19 protein-coding genes are annotated in these 17,413 nt (G+C 36.9%); 18 read left to right on the forward strand and 1 reads right to left on the reverse strand.

Annotated features, from left to right (window positions below; translation table 11 throughout):
• The first annotated feature begins 51 nt into the window (after nt 1-51).
• The 14 genes from hisC to NST91_RS10310 all read left to right on the forward strand — a co-directional run bounded on the left by hisC (nt 52) and on the right by NST91_RS10310 (nt 13,472).
• The gene (gene hisC / locus NST91_RS10245) at nt 52-1,149 is read left to right on the forward strand and encodes a histidinol-phosphate transaminase (protein ID WP_341331049.1); all 1,098 of its coding nucleotides are present in this window, start codon (nt 52-54) and stop codon (nt 1,147-1,149) included.
• Between the two features lie 56 nt (nt 1,150-1,205).
• Entirely contained in the window at nt 1,206-2,318 is a 1,113-nt protein-coding gene (locus NST91_RS10250) for a prephenate dehydrogenase (protein ID WP_341331050.1), read from the forward strand.
• A gap of 42 nt (nt 2,319-2,360) precedes the next feature.
• On the forward strand, nt 2,361-3,659 hold the full coding sequence (gene aroA / locus NST91_RS10255) for a 3-phosphoshikimate 1-carboxyvinyltransferase (RefSeq protein WP_341331051.1): 1,299 nt from the start codon (nt 2,361-2,363) through the stop codon (nt 3,657-3,659).
• Nucleotides 3,660-3,786: 127 nt separating this feature from the next.
• Nucleotides 3,787-4,725: a hypothetical protein gene (locus NST91_RS10260; RefSeq protein WP_341331052.1), complete on the forward strand. Its 939-nt coding sequence runs from the start codon at nt 3,787-3,789 to the stop codon at nt 4,723-4,725.
• 21 nt (nt 4,726-4,746) lie between these two features.
• Nucleotides 4,747-6,000: a tetratricopeptide repeat protein gene (locus NST91_RS10265; protein WP_341331053.1), complete on the forward strand. Its 1,254-nt coding sequence runs from the start codon at nt 4,747-4,749 to the stop codon at nt 5,998-6,000.
• A gap of 106 nt (nt 6,001-6,106) precedes the next feature.
• On the forward strand, nt 6,107-6,643 hold the full coding sequence (locus NST91_RS10270) for a ReoY family proteolytic degradation factor (RefSeq protein ID WP_121448972.1): 537 nt from the start codon (nt 6,107-6,109) through the stop codon (nt 6,641-6,643).
• A 122-nt stretch (nt 6,644-6,765) separates the two neighbouring features.
• Nucleotides 6,766-7,224 (forward strand): YpiF family protein, encoded by a 459-nt coding sequence (locus NST91_RS10275; protein ID WP_341331054.1) that lies wholly within the window; start codon nt 6,766-6,768, stop codon nt 7,222-7,224.
• A 190-nt stretch (nt 7,225-7,414) separates the two neighbouring features.
• Complete coding sequence (locus NST91_RS10280) at nt 7,415-7,930, forward strand: Rieske 2Fe-2S domain-containing protein (RefSeq protein WP_121448970.1); 516 nt, start codon at nt 7,415-7,417, stop codon at nt 7,928-7,930.
• A 3-nt stretch (nt 7,931-7,933) separates the two neighbouring features.
• A complete protein-coding gene (gene qcrB / locus NST91_RS10285; protein ID WP_099351676.1) occupies nt 7,934-8,608 on the forward strand; it encodes a menaquinol-cytochrome c reductase cytochrome b subunit in 675 nt (224 codons plus the stop codon).
• A 157-nt stretch (nt 8,609-8,765) separates the two neighbouring features.
• Nucleotides 8,766-9,533, forward strand: coding sequence for a menaquinol-cytochrome c reductase cytochrome b/c subunit (locus tag NST91_RS10290; protein WP_341331055.1), 768 nt, complete (start codon nt 8,766-8,768; stop codon nt 9,531-9,533).
• Between the two features lie 120 nt (nt 9,534-9,653).
• Nucleotides 9,654-10,244, forward strand: coding sequence for a lipoprotein heptaprenylglyceryl N-acetyltransferase LhaT (gene lhaT, locus NST91_RS10295; protein ID WP_341331056.1), 591 nt, complete (start codon nt 9,654-9,656; stop codon nt 10,242-10,244).
• 144 nt (nt 10,245-10,388) lie between these two features.
• Nucleotides 10,389-11,189, forward strand: a complete 801-nt coding sequence (gene ypjB, locus NST91_RS10300; protein ID WP_341331057.1) for a sporulation protein YpjB — start codon at nt 10,389-10,391, stop codon at nt 11,187-11,189.
• 118 nt (nt 11,190-11,307) lie between these two features.
• Entirely contained in the window at nt 11,308-11,985 is a 678-nt protein-coding gene (locus NST91_RS10305) for a zinc metallopeptidase (protein WP_121448966.1), read from the forward strand.
• 128 nt (nt 11,986-12,113) lie between these two features.
• Nucleotides 12,114-13,472: an IS1182 family transposase gene (locus NST91_RS10310; protein ID WP_445724484.1), complete on the forward strand. Its 1,359-nt coding sequence runs from the start codon at nt 12,114-12,116 to the stop codon at nt 13,470-13,472.
• Nucleotides 13,473-13,629: 157 nt separating this feature from the next.
• On the opposite strand, the gene NST91_RS10315 is transcribed toward NST91_RS10310, so the two are convergent.
• Complete coding sequence (locus tag NST91_RS10315) at nt 13,630-14,496, reverse strand: YitT family protein (protein ID WP_121448965.1); 867 nt, start codon at nt 14,494-14,496, stop codon at nt 13,630-13,632.
• A 149-nt stretch (nt 14,497-14,645) separates the two neighbouring features.
• Here NST91_RS10315 and NST91_RS10320 point away from each other — a divergent pair, with 149 nt between their 5' ends.
• The 4 genes from NST91_RS10320 to bshA are packed head-to-tail and all read left to right on the forward strand — an operon-like array spanning nt 14,646 to nt 17,413.
• On the forward strand, nt 14,646-14,981 hold the full coding sequence (locus tag NST91_RS10320; RefSeq protein ID WP_121448964.1) for a MazG nucleotide pyrophosphohydrolase domain-containing protein: 336 nt from the start codon (nt 14,646-14,648) through the stop codon (nt 14,979-14,981).
• A gap of 13 nt (nt 14,982-14,994) precedes the next feature.
• A complete protein-coding gene (gene dapB, locus NST91_RS10325) occupies nt 14,995-15,795 on the forward strand; it encodes a 4-hydroxy-tetrahydrodipicolinate reductase (RefSeq protein ID WP_121448963.1) in 801 nt (266 codons plus the stop codon).
• 14 nt (nt 15,796-15,809) lie between these two features.
• Nucleotides 15,810-16,229, forward strand: a complete 420-nt coding sequence (gene mgsA, locus NST91_RS10330; protein WP_099362743.1) for a methylglyoxal synthase — start codon at nt 15,810-15,812, stop codon at nt 16,227-16,229.
• Between the two features lie 50 nt (nt 16,230-16,279).
• Nucleotides 16,280-17,413, forward strand: coding sequence for an N-acetyl-alpha-D-glucosaminyl L-malate synthase BshA (gene bshA, locus NST91_RS10335; protein WP_341331058.1), 1,134 nt, complete (start codon nt 16,280-16,282; stop codon nt 17,411-17,413).

Raw genomic sequence — 17,413 nt, forward strand, 5'->3', positions numbered from 1 at the left:
CGCAAAATACGCCAAGAGCGCATTTGAATATGATAAGAGGTGTAGCTTCAGATGAATATCAAGGAACAGTTATTAGATTTAAAACCATATCAACCAGGAAAACCAATTGAAGAGGTAAAAAGAGAATACGGTTTAGAAAAGATTGTGAAATTAGCTTCAAATGAAAATCCTTATGGATGCTCAGCAAAAGTAAAAGAAGCAGTTAAAAACAGTTTGGACTCATTTGCGATTTACCCTGATGGCTATGCAACGGAGCTAAGGGAAAAGCTTGCAAAGCACTTAGGTGTAGATGGTTCACAACTTCTTTTTGGAAATGGGTCTGACGATGTCATTCACATTATTTCAGCTGCATTGCTTGCACCTGGCAAAAATACCGTTATGGCCAATCCGTCCTTTTCGCAGTACAAGCATAATGCCATTATTGAAGGGGCAGAAGTACGTGAGGTTGAGTTAATTGATGGTCATCATGATCTTAATGGAATGCTCAAGCAAATCGATGCGAATACTGAAATTGTCTGGGTTTGCTCTCCAAACAACCCATCAGGAGTGTATGTGAACTCAGAAAAACTTCATCATTTCTTGAAGGAAGTTCCAAAGGATGTCCTAATTGTAATGGATGAAGCTTATTATGAATTTGCAGCAAATGAAAAAGATTATCCAAATACAGTTGCGCTTCTAAATGATTATCCTAATCTACTTGTTTTAAGGACTTTTTCAAAGGCTTATGGCCTTGGTGGACTACGCGTTGGCTATGCAATTGGAAATAGTGATTTCATCAATAAAATTGAGCCTGTCCGTCAGCCGTTCAATTCAAACCGAGTAGCTCAAATAGCAGCGGCCGCTGCAATAGAGGATCAAGACTTCATCGCTTCCTATGTTGAGAAAAATAAGCAAGGCTTGCAACAGTATTATAGTTTCTGTGAGGAAAATCAATTATCTTATTATCCATCGTTTGGTAATTTTATTTTGATTGATTTTAAGCAACCTGGTGATGATGTGTTTCGCTATTTATTGGAGCGAGGCTTCATTGTTCGCTCAGGAAATGCTTTGGGCTTTCCAACTAGCCTTCGAATTACTGTTGGCACTGAGGAACAAAACAGTGAACTTATAGCGATACTTTCAGAGATGCTAGCAAATCAAGAGAAGTAAAACTGTGGGGGTTCAATGTAACCCCCATTAGTGTTTCTATAATCGGTGGTGATGAGATGGGAAAAAATATATTAGTAATTGGACTTGGTTTAATTGGGGGTTCTATTGCTCTTGCAATAAAGAAGGAACATCCTTATGCTACTATTTATGGTTTTGATAGCAATACAGAATCATCACTGTTAGCAAAAACGTTACAAGTGATTGATGAAGTTGTATTTAATTTAGAGGATGTTGTACACACATGTGATTATATTTTTATTTCGGTTCCAGTAAAACAGACGATTGACATTATTCATGAGCTCAGCTCATATGAGCTAAAAGAAGAAGTGATCGTTTCTGATGTGGGGAGTACAAAACAGGAAATTGTTCAGACAGCAGATTCCATATTTGGGGAAATTGGTGTAACTTTTATCGGCGGCCATCCAATGGCTGGTTCTCATAAAAGTGGTGTTGTTGCTGCGAAGGAACATTTGTTCGAGAATGCTTTTTATATTTTTACACCACACAACGAATCGCCTTCTAGTAAACTTGGGGTAGAGCAACTTCAAGCATTATTAAAGGGAACAAAAGCGAATTTTGTTATTATGAGTCCTGAGGAGCATGACCGCGTTGCGGGTGTAATCAGTCATTTTCCACATATTGTTGCAGCCAGCCTTGTACATCAAGCTCTAAAATATGATCAGAAAAATGAATTGGTTCGACCATTAGCAGCAGGGGGTTTTCGAGATATTACTAGAATCGCATCTAGTAATCCGTCCATGTGGCGTGATATTTTATTACATAATCGAAATGTATTACTAGATTTGTTTGAAAATTGGATTGATGAGATGGAACAAATCCGAAAGTTTGTGGCAAGTGGAAATGGCGATGATATTTATAATTATTTTATGGATGCCAAAAACTTTCGCGATGGACTTCCTACTCGTACAAAAGGTGCAATACCTTCATTCTATGATTTATATGTTGATATTCCGGATTATCCTGGTGTCGTTTCGGAAATCACAGGTCTTCTTGCCCAAGAAAGAATTAGTATCACGAATATCAGAATTATTGAGACAAGAGAAGAAATCTACGGTGTTTTACGTATCAGCTTCCAAAGTGACGAGGATCGTGCCAAAGCTAAGTTATGTATCGAAAGCAAGACAAGTTATGAAACATTTAATGGATAGCTTGTAAAATATACAGAGGGGTATTTGATTAGGAGTGGTAATATGGATTCAATAAAACTGCGTACAAATATTAAAGGTCTTAATGGTTCAATTAATATTCCCGGTGATAAATCCATCTCTCATCGTTCTATTATGCTTGGGGCAATTGCAGAAGGGAAAACAATTGTGGATAATTTTTTACTTGGGGAAGACTGCTTAAGTACTATTAGTTGTTTTCAAAAACTTGGTGTGAAAATTACTCAGGATAAGGACCATGTAGAAATTGAAGGAGTAGGTTTTGAAGGGTTACGTGAACCAGATGTAGTACTAGATACAGGAAATTCTGGAACAACTACAAGACTAATGGTCGGACTTCTTTCCGGTATACCAATTCATACATGTGTGATTGGGGACGAGTCAATTGCAAAAAGGCCAATGAAACGGGTAACAGCACCATTAAGGCAAATGGGAGCAAAAATTGATGGCAGAGAAGATGGGAATTTTACTCCACTCTCAATTCGAGGTGGCGAATTACAGGGAATTGAGTATGTTTCTCCTGTTGCAAGTGCACAAGTAAAATCCTCAATCCTTCTAGCGGGTTTAAATGCAAAAGGGACTACATCTGTTACAGAACCGCATAAATCAAGAGACCATACTGAACGTATGCTGCGTGCCTATGGCTGCGAAGTTGAAGAAGAAGGTCTGACTGTTAAAGTAAAAGGCGGACAGAAGCTTAAAGGGACAAATATTCAGGTTCCTGGGGATATTTCGTCTGCAGCATTTTTCCTGGTTGCAGGGGCAATTGTACCTAATAGTCGAATTACATTGAAAAATGTTGGAATGAATCCAACCAGGACAGGAATAATAGATGTGCTTATTAAAATGGGAGCGCGTCTAGAAATCGAGAATGAGAGAGTGGAAAATAACGAACCTATTGCTGATTTAACAATTCAAACATCTGAATTAAGAGGGATTGAAATAGGTGGTGACCTGATTCCGCGATTAATTGATGAGATTCCAGTCATTGCGCTTTTGGCAACACAGGCTGAAGGTAATACAATTATTAAAGATGCCGAGGAGCTTAAGGTAAAGGAAACCAACCGAATTGATACAGTTGTCGGCGAACTTTCTAAACTTGGAGCTTCAATTGAACCAACAGACGATGGAATGATTATATCAGGTGAGAAGAAACAATTAACGGGTGGACAAGTTCATAGTCATGGAGACCACAGAATTGGCATGATGTTAGCTGTTGCAGCATGTATTGCGGGCGATGATGTGACTCTTGAAGATTATGCTTCCATTAAAGTTTCGTATCCAAGCTTTTTTGAACATTTTGATTTATTAATAAAGGAAGGTTAAGCATGAAAACCCGTGGAAAACTAAATTTCCATGGGTTTTCTGTTTTATTAAGAACTAAAACTAACATACATCCATCACTTTTTGCATAGCTTGTCTTAAGACTAAGTTTTGCGAAGGGGGAGGTTTGATGCCATATATATTAGAAAAAGCGAATGTTTTAAAAGACAATAGGGTTATAACATGCTCAATTCTTATAAAAAATCAACGCGTTGATTATATGAATGAAAACCTCAAAAGACTCTCTTTCATGAAGACAAATTTATCACAATACTTATTAACACCCGGTCATGTTATGATTAACTATTCCTTTTCGAAAGGGCTTTCATTTCAATCCTTTAAAATGGAAGTGACAGAAAAATACTTAAGAAAAGGTTGTACAACATTACTAGTCATAAGTGACGTAAAGAGCGAGCGCGAACTGGCCAATTCTCTAAAGAATACTAGGCATTTCCTGTTGAATAGTCCAATTGATTATTATTTAGGGATTCGTATTCCCCTTGAAGCTTTAACGCCATCTATCATTGTAGCCTGCAGGCGAAAAAAAATTCCAGTCATCATTGTCACAATTGAAAAAGCGGACGATCTATACAAGGTACCATGGGGATGGATTAGGGAATCGTACCACTCCTTTCAAATTCCAATCATCCCTGAATGGAATTTGAAAGAGAAGACGATTTTTAATAGTAATCGAAAGGAAGAGATCTGGAGGGTTATTACTGAAGAAAATCGAATTCCAACAATTCCGGTTTGTCCGACTGAGAATGAACTATTGTCCTTTGATATGTTAAAAAAAGTTGGAATTTACCCAGATAAAGGGGATATACGTGTAGGTGGAGAACTTGATTATAATTTATATGAGCATGATTCAATAGGCTATTCAGTTGATGAAAAGCCAACTCTCGATTATCATAATCTTATACCCACACTCACCATGCATAAAGGTAATTTTACAAAAGTAGATGCAAATGTATACTTTCGTTCCGGCTATGGTAATGAATGTATAGTAAAAAAACCTGGCTTCTTTGCATCTTCGTATGATACAGATGTATTGGTGAAAGAGAGATAGGTAAGAGGAGTTAATGATTTCATGAATAAATTAGAGAATGCAATTCAGTTAGTTGAAGATGGTAATGTTGAAGAAGGCCTCAAAGCTTTAAAGAAGCTAAGAGAGTACTCAAATGATGATGATAAATACACTATTGCACAAAGTTACTATAAATGGGGTTTTGTTGAAGAAGCCAAAGAAATCGTTGAGGAACTAATCGCAAGATATCCTGATGAAGGTGAGCTCTTTGTATTTTTAGCGGAAATCATGATTGATTTAGATATGGAAGAGGAATCAATTGAAATTCTCGAGCAAATTTCAGAAGATGATCCAGTATACTTGGAATCCCTTGTTTTGCAGGCTGACTTGTTTCAAATGCAGGGTTTACACGAAGTGAGTGAGCAAAAGCTATTGTTAGCTAAGGAAAAATCAGACGATGAGCCTATCATTGATTTTGCATTAGCTGAATTGTATTTAACTCACGGCGAATACAACAAAAGTATTCCTTATTATGTGAAGGTTTTACAGAATAATGACGAAATTGCTGGTGTAAATGTTAACGCAAGAATCGCGGAAAGCTATAGTACAACAGGCAAGTTTGAAGAAGCTCTTCCGTATTATGAAGAAGCAATTAAGAAGCAAGAAGACAGTAATACTTTATTAGGTTTCGGCGTTACTGCTTTTCAGGCAAAATACTATAAAAAGGCTATCCAGATTCTTTCTAGACTAAAAGAGCTAGACCCGGACTATGGTTCACTTTATTTATACCTTGCTAAAGCATATGAAGAAGAAGGGAGCTTCACGGAAAGCTTTCAGATTCTCATAGAGGGCCTTGAAGTGGAGTCATTAAATAAAGAACTTACATTTTATGCAGGAAAAATATCTATGCTGCTTGGCGATAAAGAAAATACAGAGAAGTACCTACGTGCTGCAGTTGGAATTGATCCAGGATATGTGGAAGCAACTTTACAACTTTCAAAGTTCCTCTTGCGCGAAGAAAGATTCGAGGATGTTGTGGAATGCCTCGATAATGTCATGAGTTATGGCGAATATGATGAACAATTTGAGTGGGACCTCGGGTTTGCAAAAAATAAACTAGAACAATATTCGGATGCATTAAACCATTACCGTCATGCATATACTTCTTTTAAAGAAACTCCAGAGTTTTTAGAAGAGTTTGGATATTTTTTATTGGAGGACGGAAAACGGGAAGAGGCAATCGAAGTATTTAAGGAACTTCTTAAGCTTGACCCAATGAAGTACGAGGTTGAAGAATTAATATCCGAACTGGAATAAGCTTAAAGTTCTATTGTTTTTATCATCCTTTTGAAGGATATTTTGATGTCAATGTTGAAGTATAACATTAAAATTACTCCATACTAGCAGAGGAGGGAAGCATGCGATGACTACCCCTGTATCTGTCAACGAGAAAAAAGACTTCATTCGCTGGTTTCTGAATAATTATCAGCTAAAGAGAAGAGAGTGTGTTTGGATTTTAAATTATTTAATGAGCCATGACCAACTCATGAAAAATGTCCACTTTGTCGAGCAAGCCCAATACTGCCCTCGAGGAATCATTATGTCGACTCATTGTGTTGATGATGTACCCTTCCGTTTTTATAAGGAAAATGTCATGACCACGGATGCTGAAAAGTCATTTCATGATATTCGACTAAATAGGGAAGAAGAAATTTATATTCAATTAAATTTCAGATCCTCCTTCCATTCTCCGAATTATGTGGCTGTACTTGAAGAGAATCCATATATGCCGAAACATCTTCAAGTGAACGAACAGGATAAAGAACTGGCGAAAAAATTTCTTGAGGAATCCATTCATATGTTTCAAAAAGAACATCTGTTAAAGAGGATTGATGAGGCACTTGACAAACAGGATAAGACAGAGTTTAAAAGGCTAACTGAACAACTAAAACAATTATAGAGGGTTGTGTAACATTTGGGCTGACAAAGTGTGTCAGTCTTTTTTATTTGTCCAGAATATGGTATGGTAGTTTAGGAGTTTACCATTACTTCATAACGTAATTGAGAAAGGAAGCATACATAATGAAATGGGTAACCAAGGATATGGATGTCTATATTCAAGCAAAGGAATATGTTGATACAGCTGTTATTCCACTCATTCCTGTCTCGCTTGAAGGTAACTTAAAGAACACTGTTTCAATGGGGGAGTTTATTACCATTCTTTCAAATGAAGTGGAACGTCAATTTAAAGGAAGAATTATCTTATTTCCTGCGTTCACGTATTCAAATGGTGAAGAACTTGAAATGGCAAAGGCTCGATTAAATCAATGGACAAGCGATCTAAATAGTGGTGGTATGAAGCATACGATATTTATCACGTCTGATAGCAGCTGGAAACAGGTAGAATCCGATTTAAATGGATCCCTAATTTGGCTTCCTACTTTACCACTTGAATATGTTGAAGAAAAATATAAGCAAACAATGCTTCAAGATCAAATGAAACAACTGGTCACATTATTTACAAACATCTGGCAAAAATAATTCAACATTATTTAGCAATAATATTGAAAAATTCCTTACTTTTCCTAAGAAAGTCACATAGTTGCCATTGTTTCGGTAAATCCTATTATTGACCTGTACCAAATATTGATATATCATGAGAATGTCCTAGTTTTAAATGTGTACAATTATGTCCGGAGTGGACTTAGCTTAGCATAGAGGGGGGAAAAAAATGAGCGAGAATAAACAACGGGTTTCAAGACGTCAATTTCTAAACTATACTCTAACAGGTGTAGGTGGATTCATGGCAGCTGGGATGTTAATGCCAATGGTTCGCTTTGCAATTGACCCATTACTTCAGCCGGAAGCTGAACACGACATGGTACAAGTGGTAAGTGTTGATAAGATTACAACTGAACCTCAAAAATTTGATTTTAAAATTAATCAAGTTGATGGATGGTATGAATCAGAGGTTCCAAATTCAGCATGGGTTTATAAGAAAGATAACGGCGACATTATTGCATTGTCACCGGTATGTAAGCACTTGGGGTGTGCGGTTTCTTGGGGTGAAGATCCAGCTAACCCAGACCGTTTCTTCTGTCCTTGTCATTATGGTTTATATGAAAAGGATGGTATCAACGTGCCAGGTACACCACCAATGGGCCCATTAGATGTATTTGACAGTGAAGTAAAAGATGGTTATCTATATTTAGGAAAAGCAAAACCAAATCCTGGAGGAGGCAAGTAATCAATGTTAAATAAGATTTTTGATTGGGTTGACGAACGACTTGATATTACTCCTCTATGGGCAGATATTGCAGACCATGAAGTTCCTGAGCACGTAAACCCAGCGCATCATTTTAGTGCGTTTGTTTATTGCTTTGGAGGACTAACATTCTTTATCGTCGTCATCCAAGTATTATCTGGTATGTTTTTAACGATGTACTATGTACCAGATATCATTAATGCATGGAATTCTGTTTATTACTTACAAAACGAAGTAGCATTTGGACAGATTGTTCGCGGAATGCATCACTGGGGAGCTAGTTTGGTTATCGTCATGATGTTCCTACATACCCTTCGTGTATTTTTCCAAGGTGCTTATAAAAAACCTCGTGAGCTTAACTGGATCGTTGGAGTATTAATTTTCTTTGTCATGTTAGCACTTGGTTTAACAGGTTACCTATTACCTTGGGATATGAAAGCGTTATTTGCAACAAAAGTTACAATCCAAATTGTTGAATCAGTTCCACTTATAGGGCCTTACTTAAAGACTCTAATTGCGGGACACCCTGAAATTGTTGGGGCACAGACTTTGACACGTTTCTTTGCTATTCATGTATTCTTCTTACCAGCAGCATTATTCGGTTTATTAGCTGCTCACTTTATCATGATTCGTCGTCAAGGTATTTCTGGTCCATTGTAGGATTGAATTTAACTTCATACTTGAAGTGTAAAGTGTGTAGTATGAAAATGGATTGATATGAACTAATAATTTTTCGAGCTTGCTCGATTGTATTATGAAAACAAGACAAACTCTTTTGAATGTAATGTAAATTCTCTAAAAAGGAGGGGGACTGATTATGCATCGCGGAAAAGGAATGAAATTTGTTGGGGACTCCCGTGTTCCTGTTAGTAATAAAAAGCATATTCCTAAGGATTACTCTGAGTATCCAGGAAAAACAGAAGCGTTCTGGCCAAACTTCCTATTAAAAGAATGGTTAGTTGGTTCTGTTTTCTTAGTAGCTTTTCTTTGCTTAACAGCAGCACACCCGTCACCATTGGAAAAAGTCGCTGACCCAACTGCGGCAGGGTATATTCCATTACCAGACTGGTATTTCTTATTCATGTATCAATTGATTAAGTACACGTATGCATCAGGTGATTATAACATTATTGGTACACTCATTATTCCGGGACTTGCGTTTGGAGCACTTTTACTAGCTCCATTCTTAGATCGTGGTCCAGAACGTAGACCATCTAAACGCCCAATTGCTACAGGTATGATGCTTTTAGCATTTGCTGCAACTGCTTACTTAACATGGGAATCTGCTTCTCAAGTAGACTGGGAGGCAAGAGCAGAATCTGGTAAAATTGTAGCAGAGGCAGAGATAGATAAGGAATCTGAAGGGTACTTACTATACCAAGACAAAGGTTGTATCGGATGTCACGGTGGTAACCTTGAAGGTGGACCAGCAGGTAAGGCGTTAGTTGATAACGGATTATCTCCTGAAGAAATCGCAGACATCGCGAAAAATGGTCAAGGTGCAATGCCTGCAGGTATCTTTGAAGGAACTGATGAAGAATTACAGAAGCTAGCTGAATTTATTTCAGGTGTAACTTCTAAATAATAAAAAAAGCTGACTTTTACAGTCAGCTTTTTTTTATGCTAAAATAACCTTTTTTAACTTGACAAAGAGACTGTTTTTAAGAGAATCTTGAGATAAGTAAATAGGAAAGTTGGTACAAAGATGAAGTGGATTACATATTTAATGGGGCAGCGCTGGGTGCTTTGGATTCTTTTACTTATAAACATACCCGGAACGATTTATGGGTATATCTGGTATGAGAGTCAACTAGACATCACACCTCCAAAATTTTTAATTTTTGTTCCAGATAGCCCTACAGCAAGTTTGTTTTTTTGTTTTGTGTTAATCGCGTTTTTACTGAGGAAGAATTGGCCGCTTATTGAAGCGTTAGCAATTGTTACCCTTTTTAAATATGGAATCTGGGCAGTAGTCATGAATATTCTTACTTATTTTGTGGACGGCCTAAATATATATGGGTATATGCTTATTTTTTCTCACCTAGGAATGGCAATTCAAGGGCTATTATATGCTCCGTATTATCGAATAAAGCCGGTTCATTTAGTAATTGCAGCTATATGGACCTTACATAATGATGTAATTGATTATGTTTTCTTCATGATGCCAAGGTATAGTGTGTTGGATCAATATATCCCTCAAATCGGCTACTTCACATTTTGGTTAAGTATGGTGTCAATTTTAATTACCTATATGCTTTGTATAAAAAAAGAGCGTTATCAATTAGAGTTAAACTAATCAAATACACCTTGGTGTATTTTGCCGGAGGCTTTTTACTTTATTCACCAGAAGTTCGTAACTATTGATGAATAAAGTAAAATTAGTGGTCTACTCTTGTCCAATCTATCATACATTTTACTAGATGTTTGAGGAGGGACAAGTATGAAAATTTTTCGAATTATATGTATTATTTGCTTTATAGTTATGATTAATCCTATATCCATAAACGCCACCTCCAACGAAGAAAATTGGGATAAGCTCGATCAAATCTCAGATCAGGCACTGCAAATGGTGAAGCAAGAAAGATACAAGGATGCCAAGCAATTATTAACACATTTTTCAAATGAATTTTTACGAATGAATCAGCGTGAACAATCATTTTCAATGGATGACCTTCGAATCATTACAATGACCCATAATTCAGCATTTGAAGCTGTAAATTCAACTTCACTCAGTTTTGAAGAAAGGATTAATCTTGTTACACAATTCCGCTTGGTAATTGATGCAATGAGATCAGAGCATCAGCCGATGTGGACTGAAATGGAAGATTCCATTATGACGACCTTTGGGCAAATGAAGGAAACTGTTGAAGAAGGAGATACTGAAAACTTTAATCATCAACTAACAATTTTTCTTTCAAAATATGATATGATCCATCCGAGTATTACGGTTGATATTACGCCAGAGGATGTTCAAAAAATTGATTCTCATATCGCATTTTTAGATACGTACCGAAATGAAGAACTTAAGTCGTCTACAAGAATCCAGCAACTTGAACAAATGGAAATGGATCTGAAGAATTTATTTGAACGCATGAAAGAGGACGAAGCCGATCCATCACTTATCTGGGTAATGATATCAACAGGTGGTGCCATTATTCTCACATTAATTTATGTTGGTTGGAAAAAATATAAAGGTGATAAACAAAAGCGACAAAAACAAAGAGATTATGATCTGCGATAACAGTGGGAGATAACCCGCTGTTTGTTTTTTAGGAGATTAAATTTTGTAAGCAAGTCAATTGACTTTGGGTCCTACTCAAATTAAAATTAAACTATACTATAAGTATGGAGGAAAAAAAATGATTTTTGTTTATTTTGCTTTAATCATTATCATTCCAATTTATGCGCAAATAAAAGTAAAAAGCGCATATAAGAAGTATTCACAAATCCCATCGTCATCTGGAATGACAGGTGCAGACGTAGCAAGAAGAATACTCGATCAAAATGGACTATATGATGTGAGAATCGAAGAAACACCTGGTGTACTATCAGACCATTATGACCCAAGATCCAAAGTCGTTCGACTATCAACAAACAATTACTATGGGAATTCAATTGCGGGTGCGGCAGTTGCAGCCCATGAGGTTGGACACGCAATTCAAGATCAACAAAACTACGCTTTCCTTCGCTTCCGCCATGCACTAGTACCGGTAGCGAACATTGGCTCAAACTTTTCATGGATTTTAATTATAGCAGGTATGATTTTTACTATACCAAGCTTAATGCTATACGGAATTATCTTTATGGCTGCAGCAGTATTATTCCAGCTTGTAACTCTACCAGTTGAATTCAATGCTTCATCGAGAGCAATGAATGAAATTGTATCAGCAGGAGTTATCCGAAACGATGAAGAGCGTGAAACTAAAAAGGTTTTGAATGCAGCGGCATTAACATACGTTGCAGCAGCTGCAGTAGCGGTATTAGAACTATTGAGATTAATCCTAATGTATACAGGAATGACTCGATCAGAAGAATAATAAAAATGCCAGTTATCAACTTGATAACTGGCATTTCAGACTGTAGACAAACTCGAAGAAATTTCGAGTTTGCCTACAGTCTTTTTTAATTTACAATATTTATAGAGAATATTAGGAGTGATGGGAAAATGATGTCGAGAAGTAATAACTTAGATAGAGAACAATTGGAAATGATTACACTAGATCAAGTCGTACCACAAGAACACCTTGTGAGAAAACTTGAAGCAGCTATTGATTTCTCCTTCATATACCCATTGGTTGAAAACCTTTATTCAACTTTAGGCCGTCCAAGTATTGATCCAGTTGTACTGATTAAAATGACATTTATTCAGTATGTATTTGGCATACGTTCTATGAGGCAAACAATCAAAGAAATTGAAACTAATGTAGCTTATCGTTGGTTTTTGGGTTTTGGTTTTCACACAGATGTTCCCCATTTTTCTACCTTCGGTAAAAATTATGAACGTCGTTTTAAGGATACAGATTTATTTGAACAGATCTTCTACCGTATATTAAAAGAGATTACAGATAAGGACTTATTAAGCGCTGATCATGTATTTATTGATTCAACGCATGTAAAAGCGAGTGCTAATAAACGTAAATTTGAAAAGAAAGTTGTACGAAAGGAAGCACGTGCTTATGAAGCGAAGCTTCAAGAGGAGTTAAATCAGGATCGTATAGACCATGGTAAGAAACCATTCCCAACTGACAAATTTGAAAAAGAAAAAATGAAAGAGATTAAAGAAAGTACAACTGATCCTGAAAGTGGATATTACGTAAAAGATGAACGCACTAAACAATTTGCCTATTCATTTCATGCAGCTACTGACCGAAGAGGTTTTGTGTTAGGGTCAATTGTAACGCCAGGAAATACTCATGATAGCCATATACTTCAACCGTTGGTCGAATCGATTATGGATAAAGTCAAGAAGCCTATTGCTGTTGCTGCCGATGCTGCTTATAAAACACCTGCAATCTGTAATTTCCTAATAGAAAATGGCATTACTCCTGCTCTTCCTTATACTCGTCCCAAAACGAAGGAAGGATTCATGCGTAAACATGAGTACGTTTATGATGAGCACTTTGATTGCTATATCTGTCCGCAAGGAGAGACATTAACTTACACAACTACGACGAAGGAAGGATACCGACAGTACAAGTCAAATCCTTTAAAGTGCGTAAATTGTCCTTTACTAGAACAGTGTACTCAAAGTCAAAATCACCAGAAGTTAATACAGCGTCACATCTGGGAAGGTTATGTGGAAGAAGCTGACCACCTTCGTCACACTGAAGAGGTAAAAGAAATTTATGCACGTCGTAAAGAATCTATTGAACGCGTCTTTGCTGACGCAAAAGAAAAGCATGGTATGCGATGGACAACCCTGAGGGGGATAAAAAAATTGTCCATGCAGGCGATGCTAACTTTTGCTGCAATGAATTTAAAGAAACTAGCAAATTGGACTTGGGTAAGTCCAAAGCTTGCATAAAACATATGCAAGTTGGACCGGTATATATTCAAAAATAGTGAGATTTTTGATGAAAATGAAAAAAATAAAAGGTATTTGGGAATAAGAGAATTCCCAAATGCCTTTTGTCGACACTCTGAAATGCCAGTTATCAACTTGATAACTGGCATTTTTATATTTATCGCTCTATTGGCTTTTTATTCTCATCTAGCGTAAAACCTTCACCGAGTACATCATGAACATCACTAACGGAAACAAAAGCATGTGGATCGACAGAGATAATAACCTGTTTTAAGCGACCAACCTCACTTCTGCCTACTACACAATATAAGATATGTTTCTCTTGTTTCGTATACGACCCCATCCCTTTCAAGATCGTAACACCACGTTCCATCTCATTTAAAATTTTTTCTGCGATTTTATCGTTGTGCTCTGAAATAATCATCGCACCTCTAGCAGCATAGGCACCTTCCTGCATAAAATCTATCACTCTTGCCCCAATAAACACAGCCAGTAACGTATACATTGCCTCTCGATGAGATAGATAAAAAATAAGCGAAATCGTGATAACAACAGCATCAAATAAAAACATTGTCCTTCCCATTGGCCAACCCACGTATTTGCGAACTAGCCTGGCTATAATGTCTACCCCTCCAGTGGTTCCTCCATAGCGGAATATAATCCCTAGTCCAACCCCAATGAAAACACCCGCAAATAGAGCTGCAAGCATTAAATCCCCATCAAGTGGAATATCAAACTGATAGCGTTGAAATAACCACAAAAATATTGAAACACTAATAGTACCGATCATTGTATAGTAAAATGCAACACGGCCTAGTAGCTTCCACCCGATTATAAATAGTGGAATATTTAAGATTAAGTTCGTATAAGATGGATCGAATTCAAATAGAAAATAGAGCAAAAGAGTGATTCCAGTAAATCCACCTTCTGCAAGATTATTTTGCATATTGAAATGTACAATTCCAAACGAAAAGATGGCAGAGCCTAATAATATAAAAAAGATACTTTTGATCGTTAACTTCAAAATGATTTACCCCCGAGATAGTAATAATTTGCCACTTTATTATAAAGTATGGGTAAATATCTGACAAATCATGTTATATAAAAGAAAAGTTTGTCAAAACTCTATATTTTAAGCTAACATAGGAAGAGAAACTTCATGAGGTGATAGAGATGGCAGATAAAACAATGAAACAGCTACAAGAAGAAGTAGATGAGTACATAAGCCAATTTAAAGAAGGATATTTCAGCCCTCTTGCATTACTAGCAAGATTGACAGAAGAATTGGGTGAACTTGCTAGAGAAGTTAATCACTATTACGGTGAAAAGCCTAAAAAGGATACAGAAACTGAAAAAAGCATGGCAGAAGAAACAGGAGACATGTTATTTGTTTTGATTTGTCTTGCAAATTCCTTGAACATTGACCTTGAAGACGCACATAATACTGTTATGAATAAATTTAATACAAGAGATAAAGATAGATGGACTCGTATTGACACTAACGAATAGGGGAGATAAAAGAATGGAAACCATTAAAATCGTAATTGCTGGACCAAGAGGCAGAATGGGAAAAGAAGCGGTAACGCTTGTACAGGAAACTGAGAATTTTTCTTTAGTAGGGGTAATCGATCATAAATACAATGGAATGTCCCTAAATGAGATTGATGGATTTTCAAATGTTAACGTACCTATCTTTACTGATATTAAAGAAGCGTTTAAAGAAACAAACCCTGATGTTTTGATTGATTTAACGACACCTGAAACGGGTAAATATCACACAGAGATTGCTATTGAACATGGAGTACGGCCAGTCGTTGGCACTACAGGGTTCACAAAAGAGGAATTAGAAAGATTGTCAGTGCTTGCAGAGGAACGTAAATTAGGTGCAATTATTGCTCCAAATTTTGCGGTTGGTGCGGTTTTAATGATGAAATTCTCACAAATGGCAGCCAAGTATTTTCAGGATGTGGAAATTATCGAGCTGCACCATGACCAAAAACTCGATGCTCCATCTGGAACAGCTGCGAAAACGGCAGAACTACTAACAACTGTTAGAGAATCAAAGAAACAAGGACACCCTGATGAAAAAGAAACCATTCAAGGTGCTCGAGGTGCTGAATATGACGGAATTCGTATACATAGTGTCCGCTTACCTGGACTTGTCGCACATCAAGAGGTACTGTTCGGCGGAAATGGACAAATGCTTTCCATTCGCCATGATTCTTTCAACCGGGCTTCTTTCATGTCAGGTGTTAAATTATCGGTTGACACTGTAATGAACCTCGATGTACTGGTTTATGGATTGGAAAATATTATCGAATAAGGGGATACATAACGATGAAAATTGCATTAATTGCTCACGATAAAAAGAAAAATGATCTTGTTCAATTTTCTACAGCTTATAAATCTATTTTAGAGGATCATGAATTGTTTGCCACAGGTACAACAGGTTCACGTGTTTCTGAAGCTACAGGGTTAAAAATCCACAGATTCCAATCCGGACCATTAGGTGGCGATCAGGAGATTGGTGCGATGATCGCAAACAATCAAATGGACATGGTAATCTTTTTTAGAGACCCACTTACTGCACAGCCACATGAGCCAGATGTAACAGCACTTATAAGATTATGCGATGTATATTCTGTACCTTTAGCGACAAACATGGGAACGGCTGAGGTGCTTATTCATGGCCTTGAACAAGGATTTTTCTCATGGCGTGAAATAATCCGTGATAGACAAGAAGGAAATAATTTGTAAGTTCGTAGATACACATACGTGTATTTAATGAAGAAGTGGGAGATTCGTAAATGAAACTGAAAATTGGGATTACCTGTTACCCGTCTGTTGGCGGTTCAGGTATTGTAGCAACAGAGTTAGGGAAGCTACTTGCAGAAAAAGGACATGAAATTCATTTTATTTCTTCAAGTCTTCCATTTCGTCTCAACAAAATTTATACAAATATTTACTTTCATGAGGTGGAAGTCAATCAATATTCAGTTTTTAAATATCCGCCGTATGACCTTGCATTAGCTAGTAAAATGGCAGAAGTGACAAAGAGGGAAAATCTAGACCTTCTTCATGTGCACTATGCGATTCCACATGCAGCATGTGCATTTTTAGCTAAGCAAATGGTGGGCGGTGATGTAAAGATTGTAACGACCCTTCACGGTACAGATATTACTGTTCTCGGGTATGATCCATCTTTAACAGAACTTATACGCTTTGGAATTGAACAATCTGATGCGGTGACAGCTGTTTCACAATCACTTGTGGATCAAACGTATGAGTTAATCGAGCCCCAAAAAGAGATTAAGACGATTTATAATTTTGTAGACGAGAAAATTTATTACAAACGAGATGTGAATGATTTGCGAAGTCAATATGGGATTGAAGAGGATGAGCGAGTCATTATCCATGTTTCTAACTTCCGTAAGGTGAAACGTGTACCCGACGTTATCCGCGCATTTGACCTCGTTCAAAAAAAAGTGAAATCAAAGCTGTTATTAGTTGGCGATGGGCCGGAGCTAACAACAGCCTGCAAATTAATTGATGAATTAGGCCTTGATGATAAAGTCCTTCTCCTAGGAAAACAGGAGAACCTCGCTGAACTGTATTCAATCAGTGACTTAAAGCTACTATTATCTGAAAAAGAAAGCTTTGGACTCGTTCTCATTGAAGCAATGGCATGTGGAGTTCCGACAATCGGTACAAATGTTGGTGGAATTCCAGAAGTCATTGAAGATGGTGTAGATGGCTATATTTGTGAACTAGGTGATATTAAAGATATTGCAAATAAGGCAATTAACCTACTATCTGATAGTGAGTTACATCAAAAGATGTCAAATCAGGCAATTAAATCTGTCCAACAAAAGTTTAATTCTGAACGAATTGTCAGTAACTATGAGGATTTATATTATTCAATACTTTCGAATAAACGTTGA

It is taken from the genome of Ferdinandcohnia sp. FSL W7-1320, from assembly GCF_038050315.1.
GTDB lineage: Bacteria > Bacillota > Bacilli > Bacillales > Bacillaceae_L > Ferdinandcohnia > Ferdinandcohnia aciditolerans.